We start from the raw sequence: 19,896 nt of genomic DNA on the forward strand, positions 1-19,896 counted from the left end.
GGCGTCGCCGCAACGGCCATGACCAGCGGCGCGGCGGCCCGGCGGCCGGGCTCCGCCGTCCCCGCAGGACGGGCCCGGGACGGCGACGGCCCCGGCGCGCCGGGCGCCGGGGCTACGTCGTGTGAAGGCCGGGCGGAAGGCCCGGCGGACGGCCGGGAAGACCCGGGGCCGCGGCCGGTCCCGGGGCCGGGTCCGGCGGGGCCGGGCGGCTCAGGCGGCCGGCCGGTTGCGCTCGTACACCAGGCGCAGGCCGATCAGGGTGAGCCAGGGCTCGTGCACGTCGATGGTGGTCGCCTCGCCGAGGACGAGGGAGGCCAGGCCGCCGGTGGCGATCACCTGGACGTCCTCCGGGTCCTTGGCCAGCTCCCGGGACATCCGGTTGACCAGGCCGTCGACCTGGCCGGCGAAGCCGTACAGGATGCCGGACTGCATGCCCTCGACGGTGTTCTTGCCGATCACGTTGCGCGGCCGGGCCAGCTCGATCTTGCGCAGCTGGGCGCCGCGGACCCCGAGGGCGTCCACCGAGATCTCGATGCCCGGGGCGATCGCGCCGCCGACGTAGTCCCCGCGCTCGTTCACCGCGTCGAAGGTGGTCGCGGTGCCGAAGTCGACCACGATGCACGGGCCGCCGTACAGGTGGTTGGCGGCCAGCGCGTTGACGATCCGGTCGGCGCCGACCTCCTTGGGGTTGTCCATCAGGACGTGCACGCCCGTCTTCACGCCGGGCTCCACGATCACCGCGGGGACGTCGCCGTAGTAGCGGCGGGTCACCTCGCGGAGCTCGTGGAGCACGGCGGGGACGGAGGAGCAGATCGCCAGGCCGTCCACCTTGGCCTCGGAGACCGCGGTGTGAGAGCCCATCAGCCCCTGCATCAGCACCGCCAGTTCGTCCGCCGTGCGGCGCGGATCGGTGGAGATCCGCCAGTGCTCGACGACGTCCTCGCCGTCGAACAGGCCGAGCGTGGTCTGGGTGTTGCCGACGTCGATGGTGAGGAGCATGAGGTCCCGTAACGGCTAGAAGGGGTCTCTGACGAGGGATTACGGACGCAGGTCCAGGCCGATGTCGAGGATCGGCGAGGAGTGCGTCAGCGCCCCCACCGCCAGGTAGTCGACACCAGTCTCGGCGACCTCGCGCGCGGTGGCCAGGGTCAGTCCGCCGGAAGCCTCCAGCTTCGCCCGCCCGGCCACCAGCGCCACGGCCTCCTTGAGCTGGGCCACCGAGAAGTTGTCCAGCAGGATCAGGTCGGCGCCCGCCTCCAGGACCGGCGGGATCTGCTCCAGGGTGTCGACCTCGACCTCCACCGCGAGATCCGGGTACGCCGCCCGGACGGCCCGGAACGCCTCGGCGACGCCGCCCGCCGCGACCACGTGGTTGTCCTTCACCAGCGCGGCGTCCGACAGTGCCATCCGGTGGTTGGCGCCGCCGCCGCAGCGGACCGCGTACTTCTGCAGCGCCCGCAGGCCCGGGTGGGTCTTGCGGGTGTCGCGGACGACCGCGCCGGTGCCCGCCAGGGCGTCGGCCCAGGCGCGGGTGGCGGTGGCGATGCCGGACAGGTGGCAGAGCAGGTTGAGCGCGCTGCGCTCGGCGGTCAGCAGGTCGCGGGTGCGGCTGCGGACGGAGAGCAGCACCTGGCCGGCCTCCACCGGGTCGCCGTCCTGGACGTGCCGCTCGACCTCGAACTCCTCCTCGCAGATCAGCGAGACCACGGCCTCGGCGATCCGCAGGCCGGCCACCACGCCGGCCTCCCGGGCGGTGAAGTCCGCGGTGGCGACGGCCTCGGCCGGCACGGTCGCGACGGAGGTGACGTCCTCGCCGCCGGCCAGGTCCTCGGCCAGCGCCAGGGTGGCGATGTCCTCGACCTCGATCGGGTCCAGGCCGGCCTCCTCCAGCAGCTCGGCGAGCTGGGGGTCGAGACCGCTCTCGTAGCCCTCGCCGTCCCCGCAGCCGCAGCCGTCGCCGCAGCCGCCGCCCTGGTCGGCCAGCGGGAGTTCCTCGTGGGTGTGGGACATGGCTTACTGCTCCTCGGGAGTACTGACGGGGGTGCCGGCCGGGCCGGCGAGAGTGGTGACCAGGTGGCGCCGCCAGGTGGCGTCGTCCCGCTCGGGGAAGTCCTCGCGCCAGTGGCAGCCGCGGGTCTCCGCGCGCTGGGCCGCGGCCGCCACCAGAGCGGTCGCCACCAGGTGCAGGTTGGCCGCCTCCCAGGTCTCCACCCGGGGGTCGGCCGGCTTCTCGTCGGCCAGGTGCGCGTACGCCTCCTCGGCGAGCGCGGCCAGCCCGGCGGCGGTGGCGGCCATGCTGGCGGCCGAGCGCAGCACGCCGGCGCCCCTGGACATCAGCCGCTGGATGTCGGCCCTGGCCTCCGGCGCGGGCAGCGGCACGGCGCGCGCCGCCCGGGCCGCCGCGACGTCCACGGCACGCTCCGGCAGCTCGCCGGCCCGGTGCCGGGCGGCCAGGTCGGCGGCGATCCGCTCGGCGAAGACCAGGCCCTCCAGCAGCGAGTTGGAGGCCAGCCGGTTGGCGCCGTGCACGCCGGTGCAGGCCACCTCGCCGCAGGCGTACAGCCCCGGCACGGTGGTGCGGCCCAGCAGGTCGGTGCGGACGCCGCCGGAGGCGTGGTGCGCGGCCGGGGCGACCGGGATCAGCTCGGTGACCGGGTCGATGCCGTGCGAGCGGCAGGACGCCAGGATGGTCGGGAAGCGCTCCTCCCACATGGCGGCGCCGAAGTGCCGCCCGTCCAGGTACATGTGGTCGGCGCCCTTGAGCTGCATCTGCCGGGTGATCGCCTTGGCGACGATGTCGCGCGGGGCGAGCTCGTTCAGCTCGTGCTGCCCGACCATGAAGCGGTGCTCGTCCGCGTCGACCAGGTGGGCGCCCTCGCCGCGGACGGCCTCGGAGACCAGCGGCTGCTGGCCCTCGGCCTCCGGGCCCAGCCAGAGCACGGTCGGGTGGAACTGGACGAACTCCAGGTCGGTGACCTCGGCCCCGGCCCGCAGGGCCAGCGCGACGCCGTCGCCGGTGGAGACCGCCGGGTTGGTGCTGGCGGAGAAGACCTGGCCCATGCCGCCGGTGGCGAGCACCACCGCGCGGGCCCGGATCGCGCCGACGCCGTCGCGCTGGCCCTCGCCCATCACGTGCAGGGTCAGGCCGGCCGCGTGGCCCTCGGCGTCGGTCAGCAGGTCCAGCACCAGGGCGTGCTCGATCAGCTCCAGCCCCGGGTCGCTGCGCACCGCGGAGACCAGGGCGCGCGATATCTCGGCGCCGGTGGCGTCGCCGCCGGCGTGCGCGATCCGGCGCCGGTGGTGGCCGCCCTCGCGGGTGAGCAGGATCTCGCCGTCCTCGTCGAGGTCGAAGGCGGCGCCGGTGGCGATCAGGTGCCGGACGGCCTCCGGGCCCTCGGTGACGAGGGTGCGGACGGCCTCCTCGTCGCAGAGGCCGGCGCCGGCCACCAGGGTGTCGTCGAGGTGCTGCTCGGGGGTGTCACCCTCGCCCAGGGCGGCGGCGATGCCGCCCTGGGCCCAGCGGGTGGAGCCGTCGTCCAGCATCGCCTTGGTGACCACCACCGCCCGCAGGCCGGCCTTGCGGACGTTGAGGGCGACGGTGAGGCCGGCCACGCCGGAGCCGACCACGACGACGTCGGTGGTGGTCGTCCAGCCGGGGGCGGGGGCGGTGAGGCGGTGCGTGACGGACATGGCGTTCAGTTGCTCCTTCAGCGCGCGGCGGTGGCGGCCGCGTTGTCGGGGCCACCGTACGCCTGCCGGCCCACCGTCCCGGGGGCGTGGGCCTGGTCGCCCCTGAGCAGGCCGCTGCCCTCGCGGGCCTCGGCGGCGTCGGTGCCGAGGCCGGTGATCCGGTTGTCGGCGTCGACGAAGACCACGTTGGGCACGTAGCCCTTGGCCTCGGCGGTGTCCATCTGCCCGTAGGCGATCAGGATCACCAGGTCGCCGGGGTGGACCAGCCGGGCGGCGGCGCCGTTGATCCCGATGATGCCGGAGCCGCGCGGGCCCGCGATGGTGTAGGTCTCCAGCCGGGCGCCGTTGTTGATGTCGACGATGTGGACCAGCTCGCCGGGGAGCAGGTCGGCGGCGTCGAGCAGGTCCTCGTCCACCGTGACCGAGCCGACGTAGTGCAGGTCGGCCTGGGTCACGGTGGCCCGGTGGATCTTGGACTTGAGCATGGTGCGGAGCACTGGGTCACGCCTCCAGAGGTGAGTGCATGCCTGAGGGGTCGAAGGTGGTGCGGGTGGTGCGGGTGCCCGTCCTGGCGGACCGGTGTCCTGGGGACGGGCGGTCTGGCGGGACGGGCGGTTCGGCGGTCTAGCGGACGATGATGCGGACGTTGTCGATCAGGCGGGTGGTCCCCACCTTCGCGGCCACGGCCAGCACCGCCTCGCCCTGGAAGTCGTCCGCCGCTTCGGTGAAGTCGTCGGGGTCGATCAGGGCGAGGTAGTCAAGGGTGACACCTTCGGCGGCGTCGATCACGGCCGAGGCTGCCTCGCGGACCGCCTTGGGGCCCTGGGCGGCCACGTCGCGGCCGGCGAACAGGGCCCGGGAGAGCACCAGGGCCCGCTCGCGCTCGTCCTCGGCGAGGAAGCGGTTGCGGGAGGACCGGGCCAGGCCGTCCTCCTCACGGACGGTCGGCACGCCGATCACCTCGACGTCGAAGTCCAGGTCGGCGACCATCCGCTGGACGATCGCCAGCTGCTGGGCGTCCTTCTCGCCGAAGAAGGCGAAGTCCGGGTCGGTGATGTGCAGCAGCTTGGCGACCACGGTCAGCATGCCGTCGAAGTGGCCGGGGCGGGTGGCGCCCTCGAAGCGCTCGCCCATCGGGCCCGCGGTGAGCCGCACCTGCGGCTCGCCGTTCGGGTAGACCTCCTCGACCAGCGGGGCGAAGACCACGTCCGCGCCGTTCTCCTCGGCCAGCCGGACGTCGGCGGCCAGCGTGCGCGGGTAGCGGTCGAGGTCCTCGCCGGCGCCGAACTGCAGCGGGTTCACGAAGACCGTCACGGCCACCCGGCCGTCCGCGCCGACCTGCTTGCGGGCCGCCCGGATCAGCGCCGCGTGGCCCTCGTGCAGGGCGCCCATCGTCATCACGACGGCGTTGTCCACCGGCTGCTCGTCCGGCCAGAAGGCGGGCTCGAAGTCGGCGATCGTGTGGGTGAGGGCCGCCTTGCGGACCTTCGGCTCCCGGACCGGCTGCCTGCCACGCTGGTTCTTGCCCGCCATCAGTGCTTCTCCTCGTTGAGTACGTCCAGCAGCGCCGCCGCCGACTCTTCCTTGAGCGATCCGCCTCGGACCGCCCGCTGCGCCGTGGCCCTGGCCATCGCGCGGTACGCCTGATCGATGTCCGGGGACACCGTACGCAACTGGTCCAGGTGACGGCGGAGCGTGCCCGCGTCACCCCGGGCGACCGGGCCGGTCAGGGCCGCGTCGCCGGACCGCAGACTGTTGTCCAGGGCGGCGCCGAGCAGCGGGCCGAGCAGCCGGCCGGGCTCGGCCACCCCGGCGCCGCGCAGCAGCTCCATCGCCTGCGCGACCAGGGTGACCAGGTGGTTCGCCCCGTGCGCCAGCGCCGTGTGGTAGACCGGGCGGACCTCCTCGGGCACCCACTCGGGCTCGCCGCCCATCTCCACCACCAGGGCCTCGGCGACCGGCCGCAGCTCCTCGGGGGCGGTCACCCCGAACGGGCAGCCGGCCAGCCGGGCCAGGTCCACCGACGTCCCGGTGAAGGTCATCGCGGGGTGCAGGGCCAGCGGCAGCGCACCGGCCCTGGTCGCCGGTTCGAGGACCGCCACGCCCTGCGCGCCCGAGGTGTGCACCACGATCTGCCCGGGGCGCACCGCCCCGGTCGTGGCCAGGCCCCGGACCAGGTCGGCGAGCGCGTCGTCGGGGACGGTCAGCAGCACCAGGTCGGCGGCGGCCAGCACCTGCTGCGGCGTCACCAGGCGGACCCCGGGCAGCAGGGCCCCGGCCCGGCGCCGGGAGGAGGCCGAGACGCCGGAGGCGGCGACCACCCGGTGGCCGGCCAGTTGCAGGGCGGCGCCCAGCGCGGGCCCGACGCGGCCGGTGCCGACCACCCCGACGGCGAGCCGGGCGGGACGGTCACCGGGGTCGGACGGGCCGCCGGACTGCTCGGGCGCTCCGAAGGGGTTGGACGTGCTCACGGCTTCGCGTTCGTCCTAACTTTCCGTTCCAGTCCTCTGCGGGTACCAGACGTACCGGGCCATTCTACGGCCGCGCCGGAGCCGCCCGCCGGGGCGGCCCGCGGCACCGGTCCGCGGCACCGGTCCGCCGGGCCCGCCCGGAGCCGACCGCCGGGCCGGCCCCCGCTACTCCCCGGCGCCGGCCCGGACCAGCCCGGCCTCGTACGCGAGCACCACGGCCTGCACCCGGTCGCGCAGGCCGAGCTTGGCCAGGATCCGGCCGACATGGGTCTTCACGGTGGCCTCGGAGAGCACCAGCCGGGCGGCGATCTCGCTGTTCGACAGCCCCTGGGCGACCAGCAGGAAGACCTCCCGCTCGCGGTCGGTGAGCGGCGCCAGGGTGTTGGCGGCGGGGGCCGCGCCGACCGTGGGCAGCACCTCCGCGAAGCGGTCGATCATGCGGCGGGTGGTGGTCGGCGCGACCACGGCGTCACCGGCGTGGACCGAACGGATCGCCGCGACCAGCTCGGTCGGCGGGACGTCCTTGAGCAGGAAGCCGCTGGCCCCCGCCTTCAGCGCGGCGAAGGCGTACTCGTCCAGGTCGAAGGTGGTGAGGATGAGCACGTGCGGGGCGCCCGGCAGCGGCGTGCCGTCGGCGGACAGGCAGATCCGCCGGGTGGCCTGGACGCCGTCCAGCCGGGGCATCCGGACATCCATCAGGATCACGTCCACCTCGGTGTGCCGCAGCACCTCCAGGGCCTGCGCGCCGTCACCGGCCTCCGCGGTGATCTCGATGTCGCCCTGCGACTGCAGGACCATCCGGAAGCCGGTGCGCAGCAGCTCCTGGTCGTCGACGAGCATCACGCGGATGGTCATGGCTCTCCCTCTTGCACGGACTGGTTCTTGCTCGGACTGGTTCGCGGACGTCGTCGCCCGGACCGTGACACGGACGCCCGGACGGGGCGCACCGGCTCTACTTGGCCGCCTTGAGCGGCAGGACGGCGCGGATCCGGAACCCGCCGCCGGGCCTGGGGCCGACGTCGAGACTGCCGCTGACCATCCCGACCCGCTCCCGCATGCCGATCAGACCATGCCCGAGACCGTCCGTCCCGCCGCCGGTGAGCTGCTCGGAGGTGGTGCCCCGGCCGTCGTCCTCGATCAGCACGGCCAGCTCCCGCTCGCCGAAGTCCACCGCGACCCTGGCCCGGGCGTCCGGGCCACCGTGCTTGCGGACGTTGGTCAGCGCCTCCTGGACGATCCGGTAGACCGTCAGCTCGACGCCCCGGGGCAGCTCGCGGGAGTCGCCCGAGGCGGTGAAGTCGACCGGCAGGCCGGCCGTGCGGACCTGGTCGAGCAGCTCCGGCAGCTCCTCCACACCGGGCTGCGGCATGTACTCCTCGGCGGTGCCGGCCGTGCGCAGCACCCCGAGCAGCCGGCGCATCTCCACCAGCGCCTGGCGGCCGGTGGAGGCGATGGTGCCGAGCGCCTCCTTGGCCTGCTGCGGCGAGTTGTCGAGCACGTACGCGGCGCCGTCCGCCTGGACGATCATCACCGAGACGTTGTGCGCCACCACGTCGTGCAGCTCCCGGGCGATCCGGGCCCGCTCGGCCGCCACCGCGACCTTCGCCTGCGCGTCCCGCTCGCGCTCCAGCCGGGCCGCCCGGTCCTCCAGCTCGACCAGGTACGCCCGGCGCACCCGGGTCAGCCGGCCCCAGGCCCAGCAGAGCACGAACGGGGTGGACATCAGGGTGGCCAGCAGCAGGCTCTGCAGGACGCTGTAGTGCGGCCCGATCGGTTCGCCCTGGTCGTCCACCGAGCCGGTGGGGAAGCGCCAGAGGGTCAGCGGGCCGGCGGCCAGTCCGGCGCCGAGCGCGAGCCGGGAGGCCCAGGTGGAGCCGAAGGCGGCTCCCGTGTACGCGAAGACCAGGTACCCGATGCTGGAGGCCGCGGGGTTGACGTTCAGTGCGATCTGGCCGAGCCCGAGGGCCACCGCCAGCGCCAGGGTGAGGTCCGGGTTGCGGCGCCGGAACACCATCAGCAGCGGGACGGCGACCGCGATCAGGTAGTGCACGACCAGTCGCCAGCCGTGTTCGCTGTCGTCCGGCAGCAGGCCGAGCAGCAGCAACAGCAGCGCCCAGGCGGAGTCGGCCACCATGGGGTGTCGGCGGAGCCAGGCGTTGAGTCGATGCACGTGTCCAGCCTAGGCAGTCGCGGAGTGCTCCCAGGTCCGCCGGGAGAGCGATCCCTTCTACTCCCTAGGTCGGAGACGAACCCCGGGCCGGGCCCGGCTCCCGGTAGCGTCGACCCCTATGACCTGGATGCGGTGGCGGCCCGCCATGGAAGAGGCGCTGTACGGCGCGGAGGGCTTCTACCGCAGGCCGGAGGGCCCGGCGGGCCACTTCCGGACGTCCGTGCACGCCTCGGGGCTGTACGCCGGGGCGGTGGCCCGGCTGCTCGGCGAGGTGGACGAGGCGCTCGGGCGCCCGGCGGAGCTGGCCTTCGTCGACGTCGGCGCGGGGCGCGGCGAGCTGCTGGCCGGGGTGCTGGCCGCGGTGCCCGCCGGACTGGCCGGGCGGCTGCGCCCGTACGGGGTGGAGCTGGCGGCCCGGCCGCCGGGCCTGCCCGCCGAGGTCCGGTGGACGGACCGGCCGCCGGCCGGCGTCACCGGGCTGCTGTTCGCCAACGAGTGGCTGGACAACGTGCCGCTGGACCTCGCCGAGGCCGGCGAGGACGGCGTGCTGCGCTACACCGAGGTGGACACCGCCGGCGGGGAGCAGCGGCCGGGCGCCCCCGTCTCCGAGGCCGACCGCCGCTGGGCCGAGCGCTGGTGGCCGGTGCGCGAACCGGGCGACGTCGTCGAGCTGGGCGGACCGCGGGACGAGGCCTGGGCGGGCGCGGTCGGCTCGCTGGCGGCCGGGCTGGCGGTGGCGGTGGACTACGCGCACACCGCCGGGCGGCGCCCGCCGTTCGGCACCCTCGCCGGGTTCCGGGACGGCCGGGAGGTGAGCCCGGTGCCGGACGGCTCCTGCGACGTCACCGCGCACGTGGCGCTGGACGCGGTGGCCGTGCCCGGTGTCCACAGCCTGTGGACGACGCAGCGCGAGGCGCTGCGGGCCCTCGGCGTGAGCGGCGCCCGGCCGCCGCTGTCCCTGGCGTCCAGCGACCCGGCGGCCTACCTGCGGGCGCTCGGCGGGGCGGGCGAGGCGGCCGAGCTGACCGACCCGGCGGGGCTGGGGGCCTTCGGCTGGCTGGCGCAGGCCGTCCGCATCCCGGTACCGGAGAGCCTGGGGGGCCTGCCGGGATGGCAGACTCTGGTGCCATGAGGGAGACCACGGTCGGCATCGGCGCGGGTGCGGAAAACTTTTCGGGCGAACCGGGCACCACGGACATGGTGCTCAACATCGGCCCGCAGCACCCGTCCACGCACGGCGTGCTGCGCCTGAAGCTGGTGCTGGACGGTGAGCGGATCGTCTCCGCCGAGCCGGTGATCGGTTACATGCACCGGGGCGCCGAGAAGCTCTTCGAGGCCCGCGACTACCGCCAGATCATCATGCTCGCCAACCGCCACGACTGGCTGTCGGCGTTCGCCAACGAACTCGGCGTGGTGCTCGCGGTGGAGCGGATGCTCGGCATGGAGGTGCCCGAGCGCGCGGTCTGGATCCGCACCATGCTGGCCGAGCTGAACCGGGTGCTGAACCACCTGATGTTCCTCGGCTCGTACCCGCTGGAGCTCGGCGGGATCACCCCGGTCTTCCACGCCTTCCACGGCCGCGAGGAGCTCCAGCACGTGCTGGAGGAGGCCTCCGGCGGCCGGATGCACTACATGTTCAACCGGGTCGGCGGCCTGAAGGAGGACCTGCCGGCCGGCTGGCTCGGCCGGGTCCGCGCGGCCGTCGCCACCGTCCGCTCCCAGCTGCCGGTCTTCGAGGACCTGGTGCTCGGCAACGAGATCTTCCGGGCCCGCACCGCCGGCGTCGGCGTGCTCTCCCAGGAGCACGTGCACGCGTACGGGGTGAGCGGCCCGATCGCCCGGGCCAGCGGCGTCGACCTCGACCTGCGGCGCGACGAGCCCTACCTCGCGTACGGCTCCGAGGAGCTGCGCGGGGTGCTGACCGTGGTCACCCGGGAGGAGGGCGACTGCCTGGCCCGCTTCGAGTGCCTGCTGGAGCAGACCGTCAACTCGCTGGACCTCGCCGACGCCTGCCTGGACAAGCTGGCCACGCTGGCGCCCGGCCCGGTCAACCTGCGGCTGCCCAAGGTGCTCAAGGCCCCGGAGGGCGCCACCTACGCCTGGACCGAGAACCCGCTCGGCATCAACGGCTACTACCTGGTCTCGCGCGGCGACAAGACGCCCTGGCGGCTGAAGCTCCGCTCGGCCTCGTACAACAACATCCAGGCGCTCACCGAGCTGCTGCCCGGCACCCTGGTCGCCGACATGGTCGCGATCCTCGGCTCGATGTTCTTCGTGGTCGGCGACATCGACAAGTGACGGAGGGGCCGCTCCCCGGGGAGCGGCCCCTCCGTCACCTGCCCGTTCGGCCGTTCGGCCGGGCGCCTACTTGTGCTTGGGCTTCTTCGGCGCGGGCGCCGGGTCGGCCGGGTGCGGCGCCACCTTGCGGTCGCCCTTGGTGGCGATCCGCTCCTCGCACAGGCCGGCCAGCACCTTGTACGCCCCGGCGCCCATCAGCTCGGTGAGCTCGGGGCGGTAGCTGACGTAGACCGGGTCGGGGCCGTTGTGCGCCTCCGGGCTGCCGGTGCACCACCAGTGCAGGTCGTGGCCGCCCGGGCCCCAGCCGCGACGGTCGTACTCGCCGATGGTGACCTGGAGGTAGCGGGTGTCGTCCGGCCGGTCGATCCAGTCGTAGGTCCGGCGGACGGGCAGCTGCCAGCAGACGTCCGGCTTGGTCTCCAGCGGCTCCTTGCCCTCCTTCAGGGCCAGGGTGTGCAGGGCGCAGCCCTCGCCGCCGGGGAAGCCGGGGCGGTTGAGGAAGACGCAGGCGCCGTCGACCCGGCGGGTCTGGCGGTCGCCGTCCTCGTCGAACATGGTGATGCCGCCGTCGACCTTGATCCGGCCCTTGGCGTCGGTGCCGTGCTCGAACAGCTCCCAGGTCTCCGGGGTGAGCCGCGCGGCGTGGCCGGCCACCCGCTTCTCGTCGTCCTCGTCCGAGTAGTGCGCGCCCAGCGTGCAGCAGCCGTCGGACTCGCCGCGCCCCGGCCGGATGCCGTGGCAGCCCTTGCCGAAGATGCAGCTCCAGCGGGAGGTCAGCCAGGTGAGGTCGCAGCGGAAGACCTGCTCGTCGTCCTCCGGGTCGGTGAACTCCACCCAGGCGCGCGGGAAGTCGAGCGGCACCTCCGGGCGCCGGGTCGGCATCGCGAGATCGACCGCGACCGGCTTCGGCTTCTTGGACTTGGCGGGGGAGTCGTGCGGGGCGTTCTTCGAGGTCTCTGCTGCTGCCACTCGGCAAGGGTAGAGCCTTCGGGGGGTGCGGATCAGCTCCCGGCCGAGGCATTTGCCACGATTTCACCGGCCGGACGGGGGAGCGCCGGCCGGGCCGGGCGGCCGGCGGACGTGAAGGCGGACGTGAAGGCGGGGTGAAAAGGCCGCCGCGCCCCTCGGCGGCCGGGGCGGGCGCCCTAGGATGGCGGCCGCCGGAGTCGTCCCGCCGGCCGCGCACCGAAGGCGGCCCCCGGGGCGAGGTCCGCTACGGGGAGGTACGGGGATGAGCAGCAGCAGGGGCAACGGCGGTTCGGGCGGCGGCGGTACGCCCACGGGCGGCACGGGCGGCGGGTCCGGCCCGGGGGAGCACTTCTCGGTCAAGCCGTGGGAGATGCACGGCGAGGGCCGGGAGTTCGAGCAGATCTCCAACGACTTCGCCCGGGCCGCGCTGGGCCTGGAGCAGTCGCTGGCCGCCCTCGGCACCCCTTGGGGGCAGGACGAGCCCGGCAGCGGGTTCGGCGGCGGCTACCAGGAGACCCGCGAGGCGGTGCTCGGCGGGCTGCACGGCATCGCCGACCGGCTCGGGAAGATCGGCACCGGCCTGCACACCATGGCCGACTCGGTGGCGGACACCGACGCCGGCATCTCGGCGGACTTCGGCCGCACCGCAACCTCCGCACCCGGTGGCGTCGTCCACCCTGCCGGGGGGTTCGCCGCGGGTCCGGTCCGCGGCCCGGCCCGGCCCGGCCCGGCGGCCTGAGACCGCTGTTCCCGCCGCCCGTGCACCCGCACGGCGCGCTGTCGCACGACGCTCTTCGAAGGGGGAACCGCGTGTCCCGGAAGCTGCCCGAGGAACTCGCCCCGGTACTGGCCCAGCTGGGCCAGGCCTGGCCGCAGGCGGACGAGGACGGACTGCGCCGGGCGGCCGGGCTGTGGCGCGAGTTCGCCACCGAGAGCGAACGGCTCGGGCGCCGCGGCGGGGCCTCGGCCGGCCGGGTCACCGGGGAGAACTCCGGCCGCGCGGTGGAGGCCTTCGCCGACCACTGGCAGACCTTCAGCGGCGGCGGCCGCGGGCACCTGGACGACGCGCAGCAGGCCGCCGAGCTGGTCGCCAAGGCCTTCGAGACGGCGGCCCGGGCCACCGACACCTGCAAGGCGGAGCTGGTCGCCACCCTGACCGCGCTCGCCGAGGACCTGAAGCAGGCCGAGGAGCACGCCGCGGCGGCCAAGCGGACGGCCGCCCAGGTCTCCACCGCCGCCACCGGGTCGCAGCACACCCAGGGGGTGTTCGGCGCGGTGGTGCAGTCGGTCGGCGCGGCGGCCGCCAAGGTCAAGGACGCCGCCGCGGACACCGTCGCCGACGCGGTGCGAACGGTGGCGGTGGAGGCCGCCCGGCTGAAGGTCGCCGGGCTGCTGGAGGAACTCGGCCGGGCCATGAAGGCGGCGGTGCAGAGCGCCGCGAAGGAGCCGGCCCTCACCGCGCTGACCCGGATCGCCGCTGCCGCCGGGACGGCCCACGCCGGCCTCGCCGACGTGCCCACCATGTCCGAGGTGATGGGCGCCAAGGGCGGCTTCGACCCGGCCGCCGCCGGGCTGCCCGCCGCGCTGGGCGAGCCCGGTGTGCTCGGCGCGGGCGGCGCCGGGCTGACCGTCCGGCTGGACGAGCAGGGCAAGCCCGTGGTCGGGGTCGAGGGCCTGACCGTCAAGCTCGACGAGAACGGCCGGCCGGCCCTCGACGAGCAGGGCAACCCGGTCATCCTGCGGGCCGACGGCACCGAGGTGGCCGACCCGACCGGGCTCACGCTGGTGGTCGGCAAGGACGGCAGGCCGGTGGTCGCGGTGGAGGGCCTGACGGTCGAACTGGACGAGCACGGCAGGCCGCAGGTCGGCCCCGACGGCCGGACCGTCCTGAACGGCCCGGACGGCAAGCCGGTGGTCGCGGTCGACCTCACCCAGCACGCCGCCCCCGGCGGGAAGCCGCCGTTCGGCACCGGCCTGGACGCGGTGCCCGGCTCGGGACTGCCCGGCTCGGAGCTGCCCGGCTCGGGGCTGCCCGGCACCGGCCTGCCCGGATCGGGGCTGCCCGGCGCCGGTGCCCCGGGGGCGGGCCCGGTGGTGGACCTGACGGCCGGCGGCGCCGGACCGGACGTCCGGGTCCGGACCGGCCCGGTCGGCGCGGCCGCCTCCTGGGACAACGGCGGCGGCAACGGCAACAGCAACGGCGGCGGTCCGTCGGCCGGCGTGACGGTGGACACCCCGGTGGGCCGGCCCGAACGCCCCGCCCCGGCGGGCGGGTCCGGTCACGCGGGCGGCGGCTACGGCCCGGTCTCCGCCGGCGGCTACGCGCCCGCGCCCCAGGCCGACGCCCCGCCGGCGCCGCACGGCGCGGGCGCGCCGGTCTCGGTGCGCACCGACTCCGTGCTGGCCCCGCCGGCCCCCGACCCGGGCTCCGCCGGCGGCTACGGCGGCTCCGGGGGCCCGGTCGCCGGCGGGGGCCACTCCGCGGGCGGCGGCCCGGCCGGTGGCGGGTCCGGCGGTTCGGGCGCGTCCGGCGGGTACGTCCCCGGGGGCGGCGCCGCCTCCGGTGGTGGCGGTGGCTACGGCGGATCCACGGCGCTGCCCGGGGGCGGGAGCTTCGGCTCCGGCGGTGCCTTCGGCGGTGGCGGTACGGCGGCCGGCGCGGGGCACCTGCCCGCCGCCGGTGGTGCCCAGGGCGGCTCCGGCGCGAGCGGCGTCGGCGCCGGGGTGGTCGGCGTGCCGGGGGCGGGGGCCCCGGCGGCCGGTGGGTCCGGTGCGGGCGGTGCCGGTGGGTCCGGTGCGGGCGGCTCCGCCGCCGGTGCGGGCGCACAGCCGGCGGAGGCCCGCCCGGGTGCCGGCGTGGGCGGATCGCGCGCCGGCTCCGGCGCCACCGGACCGGTGCCGATCGGGACGGGGCCGGTCCTGGCGCCCGGCCCCGGCCGGGCCGGGACCGAAGGCGGAGGAGGCGGCGCCGGTGCGGGCGCGGGTGCCGGCGCGGGCCACGGGGCCGGCGAGGCGCGCCGTCGCGGCGAGCAAGGGCCCGGCGAGGGCACCGGCCCCTGGGTCGCGCCGGTCGCCACCGCTCAGCTGCTCGCCCTGCACCTGGCCTCGCGGGCCGCCCGCGGCCAGGGCGAGGAGGAGCCGGACCAGGTCACACGGATCCGCTGCATCGCCGACAGCCGCCCGTACGGGGTGCCCGGCGGGCTGGGCCCGGTCGACCCGCAGGAGCAGGCCGAGCTGGAGCGCCGGGTGCCCAAGGGCGCCGACGGCCTGCCGGCCCGGCACCCCGACCCGGCCGCCGGCGGCTGGGCCGAGGTGGTCAACGCCGCCGGGTACCGCGAGCCGGGCCGGGCCAACAACGCCCTGGAGATTGCCCTCTCCGCGGTGGACACCTTCACCGGCCGTCCGGCCTGCGCCGCCCCGCGCATCCCCGCCGAGGGCGGTGCTGGCGAGCGCGGCGGACGCGACCGGGCGGAGCGCGAACTCGGTGCGCCGTTCCGGGACCTGGGCGAGGGCACCGAGGCGTTCGAGCGGCTGGCCGGCGCGCTGCGCCGGGCCGGGCACGGCGCACAGGCCGTCCTGCTGACGCTGGACGCGTACGGGCGCTCGCACGCCTGGAACGCCGTCAACCACCAGGAGACGGTGACCTACCTGGACCACCAGACCGGGCGGCAGGGCCCGGCCCCGCTGCACAGCGCGGACCACGGCCTGTGGGCGATCGCCCTCGACCCGGACTGCCGTCCGCTGGACCTCGCGGAGCGCCGCGCGCGTCCGGCCGTCCCGGCGGCGGACGGAGTCCCGGACGGGGCAGGTGCCCCGGAGGCGGCAGCCGCCGAGGCACCTGGGACCGCGGCGGCACCGGCCGCGCCCGGAACACCGGGGGCACCGGCGGCTTCCGGGCCGGTCCCGGACGGCGCGGCGTCCGACGCCGGCACCGCCGAGGGCACCGGCAGCACCAACCCCACCGGCACCGTCGCCGACAGCAGCACCAGCACCGTCACCGCGAAGACCACCGGCACCGACAGCAGCACCAACACCGACAGCACCTCCCGCATCAGGAGCGCCGACTCGTGACCACCCGCGCGCAGGCGCTCGACGCCGCCCACCGCTGGATCAACGGCGACCTGCCCCGGGCGTCCGCCGACTCCGCCACCGGCAGCCGGGCGGTGCACGCCCACGAGTTCGACCTCGGCTGGGTGCTGTGGGCGGACCCCTCGCCGGTCCGGGTCGACCCGCTGACCGGGGAGCGCCGGGCGCCCGAGGAGATCGGCGCGGCCTGCGCCGTCGTCGACCGTGCCACCGGCGCGCTGAGCGTCTGGCCGTCCGTCCCCGTCCCCGAGGTGGTGCGGCTCTACCGCGACAGCCTCGGCGCCGGCTGCTACGACCCGGCGCTGCCGCCCGCCACCGGTCCCGGCGCCCGCGCCGAACTGACCTACCGGGACGAACTCGGCGGCACCCGGGCCCTGGTGCTGCGCTCCGAGCCCGGCCTGCCGCACCCCGCGCTGCGCGCCTGGCGGCAGCTGCAGCAGCAGGGCGTCCGGGCCGAGGACGTGGTGTCGGTCCGCACCGACCTGCGGATCGGCGCCCTGCCCGGCGGCTACTGGGCGCACGCGCTGGCCGCCGAACTGCTCGCCGTCCAGGTCGGGTTCGAGATCCCCTACGGTCCGCGCGCGGACGCCAGGGCGCAGGCCCTGCGGGCGTTGCCGGAGCCCGGGGCGGAGCCGGGGGCGCCGGCGCCCGCGCGGCGCAACCGGGTGCCGTTCCCCCGCTCGGTGCCCGCGGCGGCGGCCGAGCACGACCGGACCCTCGCGGCCCGGCTCGCCGAGCAGTTCGGCCCGGCGGGCGTCCGCCGCTTCGACCCGGCCGACGTCGGCCGGGCGGACCTGCCGGAGGTGACCGCCCGGGCCCTGCTGGAGGTCGGCGTACCGGTCCTGGTCGAGGGGTACTTCGCGCTGCACCACCCGCTGCCGGACGGGATCGCCGACGGCACCCGGCCGGGCCGGGTGCTCCCGGCGGCGGCCGACCACCTGGCGGAGTCCGGCCGCGGCACCCGGGCCACCGCCCGGGCCGCACAGGAGCTGGTCTCGCAGGTGGTGCTCGGCACCGACGGCTGGTCGGTGATCACGGTGGACACGGCACGCGGCGCGGTCCGCGCGATCGACCCGGACGACGCCACGGCCCGTCACTGCAACGCGGACCTGCGGGCCTTCGTCCGCTGCCTGGCGCTGTTCGCGGACCGGCTCCCCCGGCTGCGAGGCCTGCACCCGTACGCGGCCGGGCAGGCCGTCGCCGAACTCCAGTGGGGGCTGGCGGCGGTCGACCGCACCGTCTTCGACGACCCCGAGAACTGGTGGGCCGTGCTGGTCGAGCAGTTCTGGGACGGCCTGCTGTGACCCCGGACAGCCCTGACCCGACCCGACCCCGATCTGATCCCGACCCTGACCCGACCCTGACCCGACCTGGTCCTGGTCCCGCGCGCCCGGCCTGATCGCGGCCCGGACCCGCACGACCCGACCCGGAGCCCCGGCACGGCCGTTCGCGGCACCGCCCCCGGGCCGCCGCAGTGCGTCGCGCCGACTGTCCCGGTCGGCGTGCTGTCATGTTTGATGAACCGTCCGAGCGTCGCCCGGACCCGCACGACCCGACCCGGAGCCCCGCCTTGACCGTTCCACCCCGCGCGCCCGCGGCCCTGCTCGCCGTCCTGGCGGTGCTCGCCGCGGGCTGCGCCGCACCGCTCGCCGGCCGGGCGGCCCCCGGGGCCCCGGCGACCGCACTGCGTGCGCAGGTGGCCGCCGCTCCCAGGCCCTGCGACCGGCCGGTCGTGATCGGCCACCGCGGCTCGCCCGCGGCCGCCCCGGAGAACACCATGGCCTCCTTCGAGGCCGCCCTGCGGGGCGGCGCCGACTGGCTGGAGACCGACGTGCAGACCACCAAGGACGGCGTGCCCGTCCTGATGCACGACTCCTCCGTCGACCGGGTCACCGACGGCAAGGGCGAGGTGGCCGCCCTGACGGCCGCCCAGATCGCCGGCCTGCGGGTCGTCGTGGGCCCCGGCGGCCCCGAGCCCGTCCCGACCCTCGAACAGCTGCTGGCCCGGCTGGCCGGCACCAGGACCAGGCTGCTGATGGAGATCAAGTGGCAGCGGCCCGAGGACGTCGTCCGGATCGCCCGGATCGCGGCCGCCAGCCGCGCCGACGTCGTCCTGTACTCGTTCTCGGCCGCTCACCTGAGGCAGGCGCACGAGGAGGCGCCCCGGCTGCCGCTGGTCCTGATCCAGGGCGGCGGCCTGGCGGACCCGCCGGAGGGCCTGCCGCTGGCCGGGCTCGCCCTGGACGCCGGACTGGCCACCGCCGAGCGGATCGGGGCCGAGCGCCGGGCCGGGCACCAGGTCTACGTGTGGACGCTGGACGACGAACCGTCCTGGCAGGCGATGTCCGACCGGGACGCGGCCGGCCTGATCACCGATGTGCCCGACCGGGCCCGGCGGTGGGCGGACGCCCATTGCCGCGCGCCGAGGAGCGGTCCGCCCGCGGCGGGCGGCGCCCGGTAGCACCGGCCGCCCCGCGAGCCGTCCTGCTGCCACCGTCCCGAGCCGTCGGCCCTGGACGGTGGCCCCTGGTCCCTGGTCCCTGGTCCCAGCCCCGCGCCCTCAGCCCCTGCCGGCCGCCCCTGCGCCTGGACCCCTGCACCTGGACCCCTGCACCTGCCCACTGCCCCTGGGCCGCCTCCTGCCCGGCGGCCTGAGCCGACGTCAGGACCTGCCGGGGCGCGACCGGTGGCCGGTCCGGTGCCGACGGGCGGCGCGGGGCAGGACCGGCACCCGGCCGGGGCCCGCGGCCCGGGGCCGGGGCGTCCGGTCCGCCGATCGGAGTGTGCGGGCCAGGACCCGTGGTCGGTGGTATCGCGTAGCGTGGACGGTTATGCGACTCGGTGTTCTAGACGTAGGTTCCAACACCGTCCACTTCCTCGTGGTGGACGCCCATCCCGGGGCTGCCCCGCTGCCCGCCTACTCCCACAAGGCGGAGTTGCGGCTGGCCGAGCTGCTCGACGCCGAGGGCTCGATCCGCGCGAGCGGCGTGGACAAGCTGATCGACATGGTCTCCTCGTCGATCCGGGTCGCCGAGGACAAGGGCGTGGTGGACGTGCTGCCGTTCGCCACCTCCGCCGTGCGGGAGGCCGGCAACGGCGAGGAGGTCCTGCGGCGGGTCGCCGAGGAGACCGGCGTCGCGCTGCGGGTGCTCTCCGGCCAGGACGAGGCGCGGCTGACCTTCCTGGCCGTCCGGCGCTGGTTCGGCTGGTCCTCCGGCCGGCTGCTCAACCTCGACATCGGCGGCGGCTCGCTGGAGATCGCCTGCGGCCTGGACGAGCAGCCCGACGTGGCCTGCTCGCTGCCGCTCGGCGCGGGCCGGCTCACCGCCGGCTGGCTGCCCGGGGACGTCGCCGACCCGGAGGACCTGCGCCGGCTCAGACGCCACATCCGGGCCGAGATCGCCAGTGTGGCCGGCGAGATCGCCCGGCTCGGGGCGCCCGACCACGCGGTGGCCACCTCCAAGACCTTCAAGCAGCTGGCCCGGATGACCGGCGCCGCCCCCGCCGCCGCGGGCCAGTACACCACCCGCAAGCTGACCCGGTCCGGCCTGTCCGCCTGGGTGCCCCGGCTCTGCGCGATGTCGGTGGCCGAGCGGGCGCAGATCCCGGGCGTCTCGCCGGGCCGGGCCCGGCAACTGCTGGCCGGCGCCCTGGTCGCGGACGCCGCGATGGACATCTTCGGCCTGGCCGAGCTGGACATCTGTCCCTGGGCGCTGCGGGAGGGCATCATCCTGCGCCGCCTCGACACCCTGGACAGCCCCGCCGACCGTCACCGGGCCGCCCTCACCGGCTGACGGTGGCCGTCCGGTCCGTGACGTTCGTCGCCTACGTCCCGTTCCGGGCCGTGTCCGCATACGCTGTGTCCCGTGGCGCAACCAGCGGACGAGGACGGGACGCAGGAGGGCCGCGCTGCCGCTGCGGGGCAGCCGCGGCCGGCCGGGCCGCGCCGGGCCCGGGCGGGTACGGCCGCCAGGCGGACGGTGGAGGCGGCCTCCCGGACCGCCCGGACGGTGAAGTCGGCCGGCGGCAGGGCGGGCAAGGCCGGCAAGGCGCCCGCCGACGGGCCCCCGGACCCCGGCGCCGGTGCCGGCGCTGCTCCGGCCGCTCACCAGCCCGGACCTCAGCCGGACGGAACGCACCTGCCCGGACCTCACCAGCCCGGACCTCACCAGCCCGGACCTCACCAGCCCGGACCTCACCAGCCCGGACCTC

At 76.2% G+C, this 19,896-nt stretch carries 16 protein-coding genes; 7 read left to right on the forward strand and 9 right to left on the reverse strand.

From position 1 onward, the window contains the following. Positions 1-210 precede the first annotated feature (210 nt). From IE329_RS26970 to IE329_RS27005, 8 genes are all read right to left on the reverse strand, one after another. Positions 211-999, reverse strand: coding sequence for a type III pantothenate kinase (locus tag IE329_RS26970; RefSeq protein ID WP_073924463.1), 789 nt, complete (start codon positions 997-999; stop codon positions 211-213). Between the two features lie 39 nt (positions 1,000-1,038). Next, entirely contained in the window at positions 1,039-2,010 is a 972-nt protein-coding gene (nadC, locus tag IE329_RS26975) for a carboxylating nicotinate-nucleotide diphosphorylase (RefSeq protein WP_190213587.1), read from the reverse strand. A 3-nt stretch (positions 2,011-2,013) separates the two neighbouring features. Beyond that, positions 2,014-3,690, reverse strand: coding sequence for an L-aspartate oxidase (locus IE329_RS26980; RefSeq protein WP_190213588.1), 1,677 nt, complete (start codon positions 3,688-3,690; stop codon positions 2,014-2,016). 17 nt (positions 3,691-3,707) lie between these two features. Beyond that, positions 3,708-4,187, reverse strand: a complete 480-nt coding sequence (gene panD, locus IE329_RS26985) for an aspartate 1-decarboxylase (RefSeq protein ID WP_190213589.1) — start codon at positions 4,185-4,187, stop codon at positions 3,708-3,710. 127 nt (positions 4,188-4,314) lie between these two features. Then, entirely contained in the window at positions 4,315-5,223 is a 909-nt protein-coding gene (gene panC, locus IE329_RS26990) for a pantoate--beta-alanine ligase (protein WP_190213590.1), read from the reverse strand. After that, on the reverse strand, positions 5,223-6,161 hold the full coding sequence (locus IE329_RS26995) for a Rossmann-like and DUF2520 domain-containing protein (RefSeq protein WP_190213591.1): 939 nt from the start codon (positions 6,159-6,161) through the stop codon (positions 5,223-5,225). The genes panC and IE329_RS26995 overlap by 1 nt, the downstream gene beginning before the upstream one ends. A gap of 165 nt (positions 6,162-6,326) precedes the next feature. Beyond that, complete coding sequence (locus IE329_RS27000) at positions 6,327-7,016, reverse strand: response regulator (RefSeq protein WP_190213592.1); 690 nt, start codon at positions 7,014-7,016, stop codon at positions 6,327-6,329. Between the two features lie 97 nt (positions 7,017-7,113). Then, the gene (locus IE329_RS27005; RefSeq protein ID WP_229927787.1) at positions 7,114-8,331 is read right to left on the reverse strand and encodes a sensor histidine kinase; all 1,218 of its coding nucleotides are present in this window, start codon (positions 8,329-8,331) and stop codon (positions 7,114-7,116) included. A 118-nt stretch (positions 8,332-8,449) separates the two neighbouring features. Here IE329_RS27005 and IE329_RS27010 point away from each other — a divergent pair, with 118 nt between their 5' ends. Then, positions 8,450-9,463 carry an SAM-dependent methyltransferase gene (locus IE329_RS27010; protein WP_190213593.1) on the forward strand — a complete coding sequence of 338 codons (1,014 nt, stop codon included), beginning with the start codon at positions 8,450-8,452 and terminating at the stop codon, positions 9,461-9,463. Continuing rightward, the gene (locus IE329_RS27015; protein ID WP_190213594.1) at positions 9,460-10,629 is read left to right on the forward strand and encodes an NADH-quinone oxidoreductase subunit D; all 1,170 of its coding nucleotides are present in this window, start codon (positions 9,460-9,462) and stop codon (positions 10,627-10,629) included. Before IE329_RS27010 ends, IE329_RS27015 begins: the two co-directional genes overlap by 4 nt. A gap of 66 nt (positions 10,630-10,695) precedes the next feature. Here IE329_RS27015 and IE329_RS27020 read toward each other — a convergent pair whose 3' ends face one another. Further along, entirely contained in the window at positions 10,696-11,511 is an 816-nt protein-coding gene (locus tag IE329_RS27020; RefSeq protein WP_190213615.1) for a hypothetical protein, read from the reverse strand. A gap of 349 nt (positions 11,512-11,860) precedes the next feature. Between IE329_RS27020 and IE329_RS27025 the strand changes: the two genes are divergently transcribed. The 5 genes from IE329_RS27025 to IE329_RS27045 all read left to right on the forward strand — a co-directional run bounded on the left by IE329_RS27025 (position 11,861) and on the right by IE329_RS27045 (position 19,478). Continuing rightward, on the forward strand, positions 11,861-12,337 hold the full coding sequence (locus tag IE329_RS27025) for a WXG100 family type VII secretion target (RefSeq protein WP_190213595.1): 477 nt from the start codon (positions 11,861-11,863) through the stop codon (positions 12,335-12,337). A gap of 71 nt (positions 12,338-12,408) precedes the next feature. Continuing rightward, positions 12,409-15,669, forward strand: a complete 3,261-nt coding sequence (locus tag IE329_RS41605) for a toxin glutamine deamidase domain-containing protein (protein ID WP_190213596.1) — start codon at positions 12,409-12,411, stop codon at positions 15,667-15,669. After that, on the forward strand, positions 15,666-16,988 hold the full coding sequence (locus tag IE329_RS27035) for an SUKH-4 family immunity protein (protein WP_190213597.1): 1,323 nt from the start codon (positions 15,666-15,668) through the stop codon (positions 16,986-16,988). Before IE329_RS41605 ends, IE329_RS27035 begins: the two co-directional genes overlap by 4 nt. Positions 16,989-17,254: 266 nt before the next feature. Next, positions 17,255-18,145 (forward strand): glycerophosphodiester phosphodiesterase, encoded by an 891-nt coding sequence (locus IE329_RS27040; RefSeq protein WP_190213598.1) that lies wholly within the window; start codon positions 17,255-17,257, stop codon positions 18,143-18,145. 370 nt (positions 18,146-18,515) lie between these two features. Continuing rightward, complete coding sequence (locus IE329_RS27045; protein ID WP_190213599.1) at positions 18,516-19,478, forward strand: Ppx/GppA family phosphatase; 963 nt, start codon at positions 18,516-18,518, stop codon at positions 19,476-19,478. Positions 19,479-19,896: the final 418 nt, after the last annotated feature.

This window comes from Kitasatospora indigofera (assembly GCF_014655955.1).
In the GTDB taxonomy this organism is placed as follows: Bacteria; Actinomycetota; Actinomycetes; order Streptomycetales; family Streptomycetaceae; genus Kitasatospora; species Kitasatospora indigofera.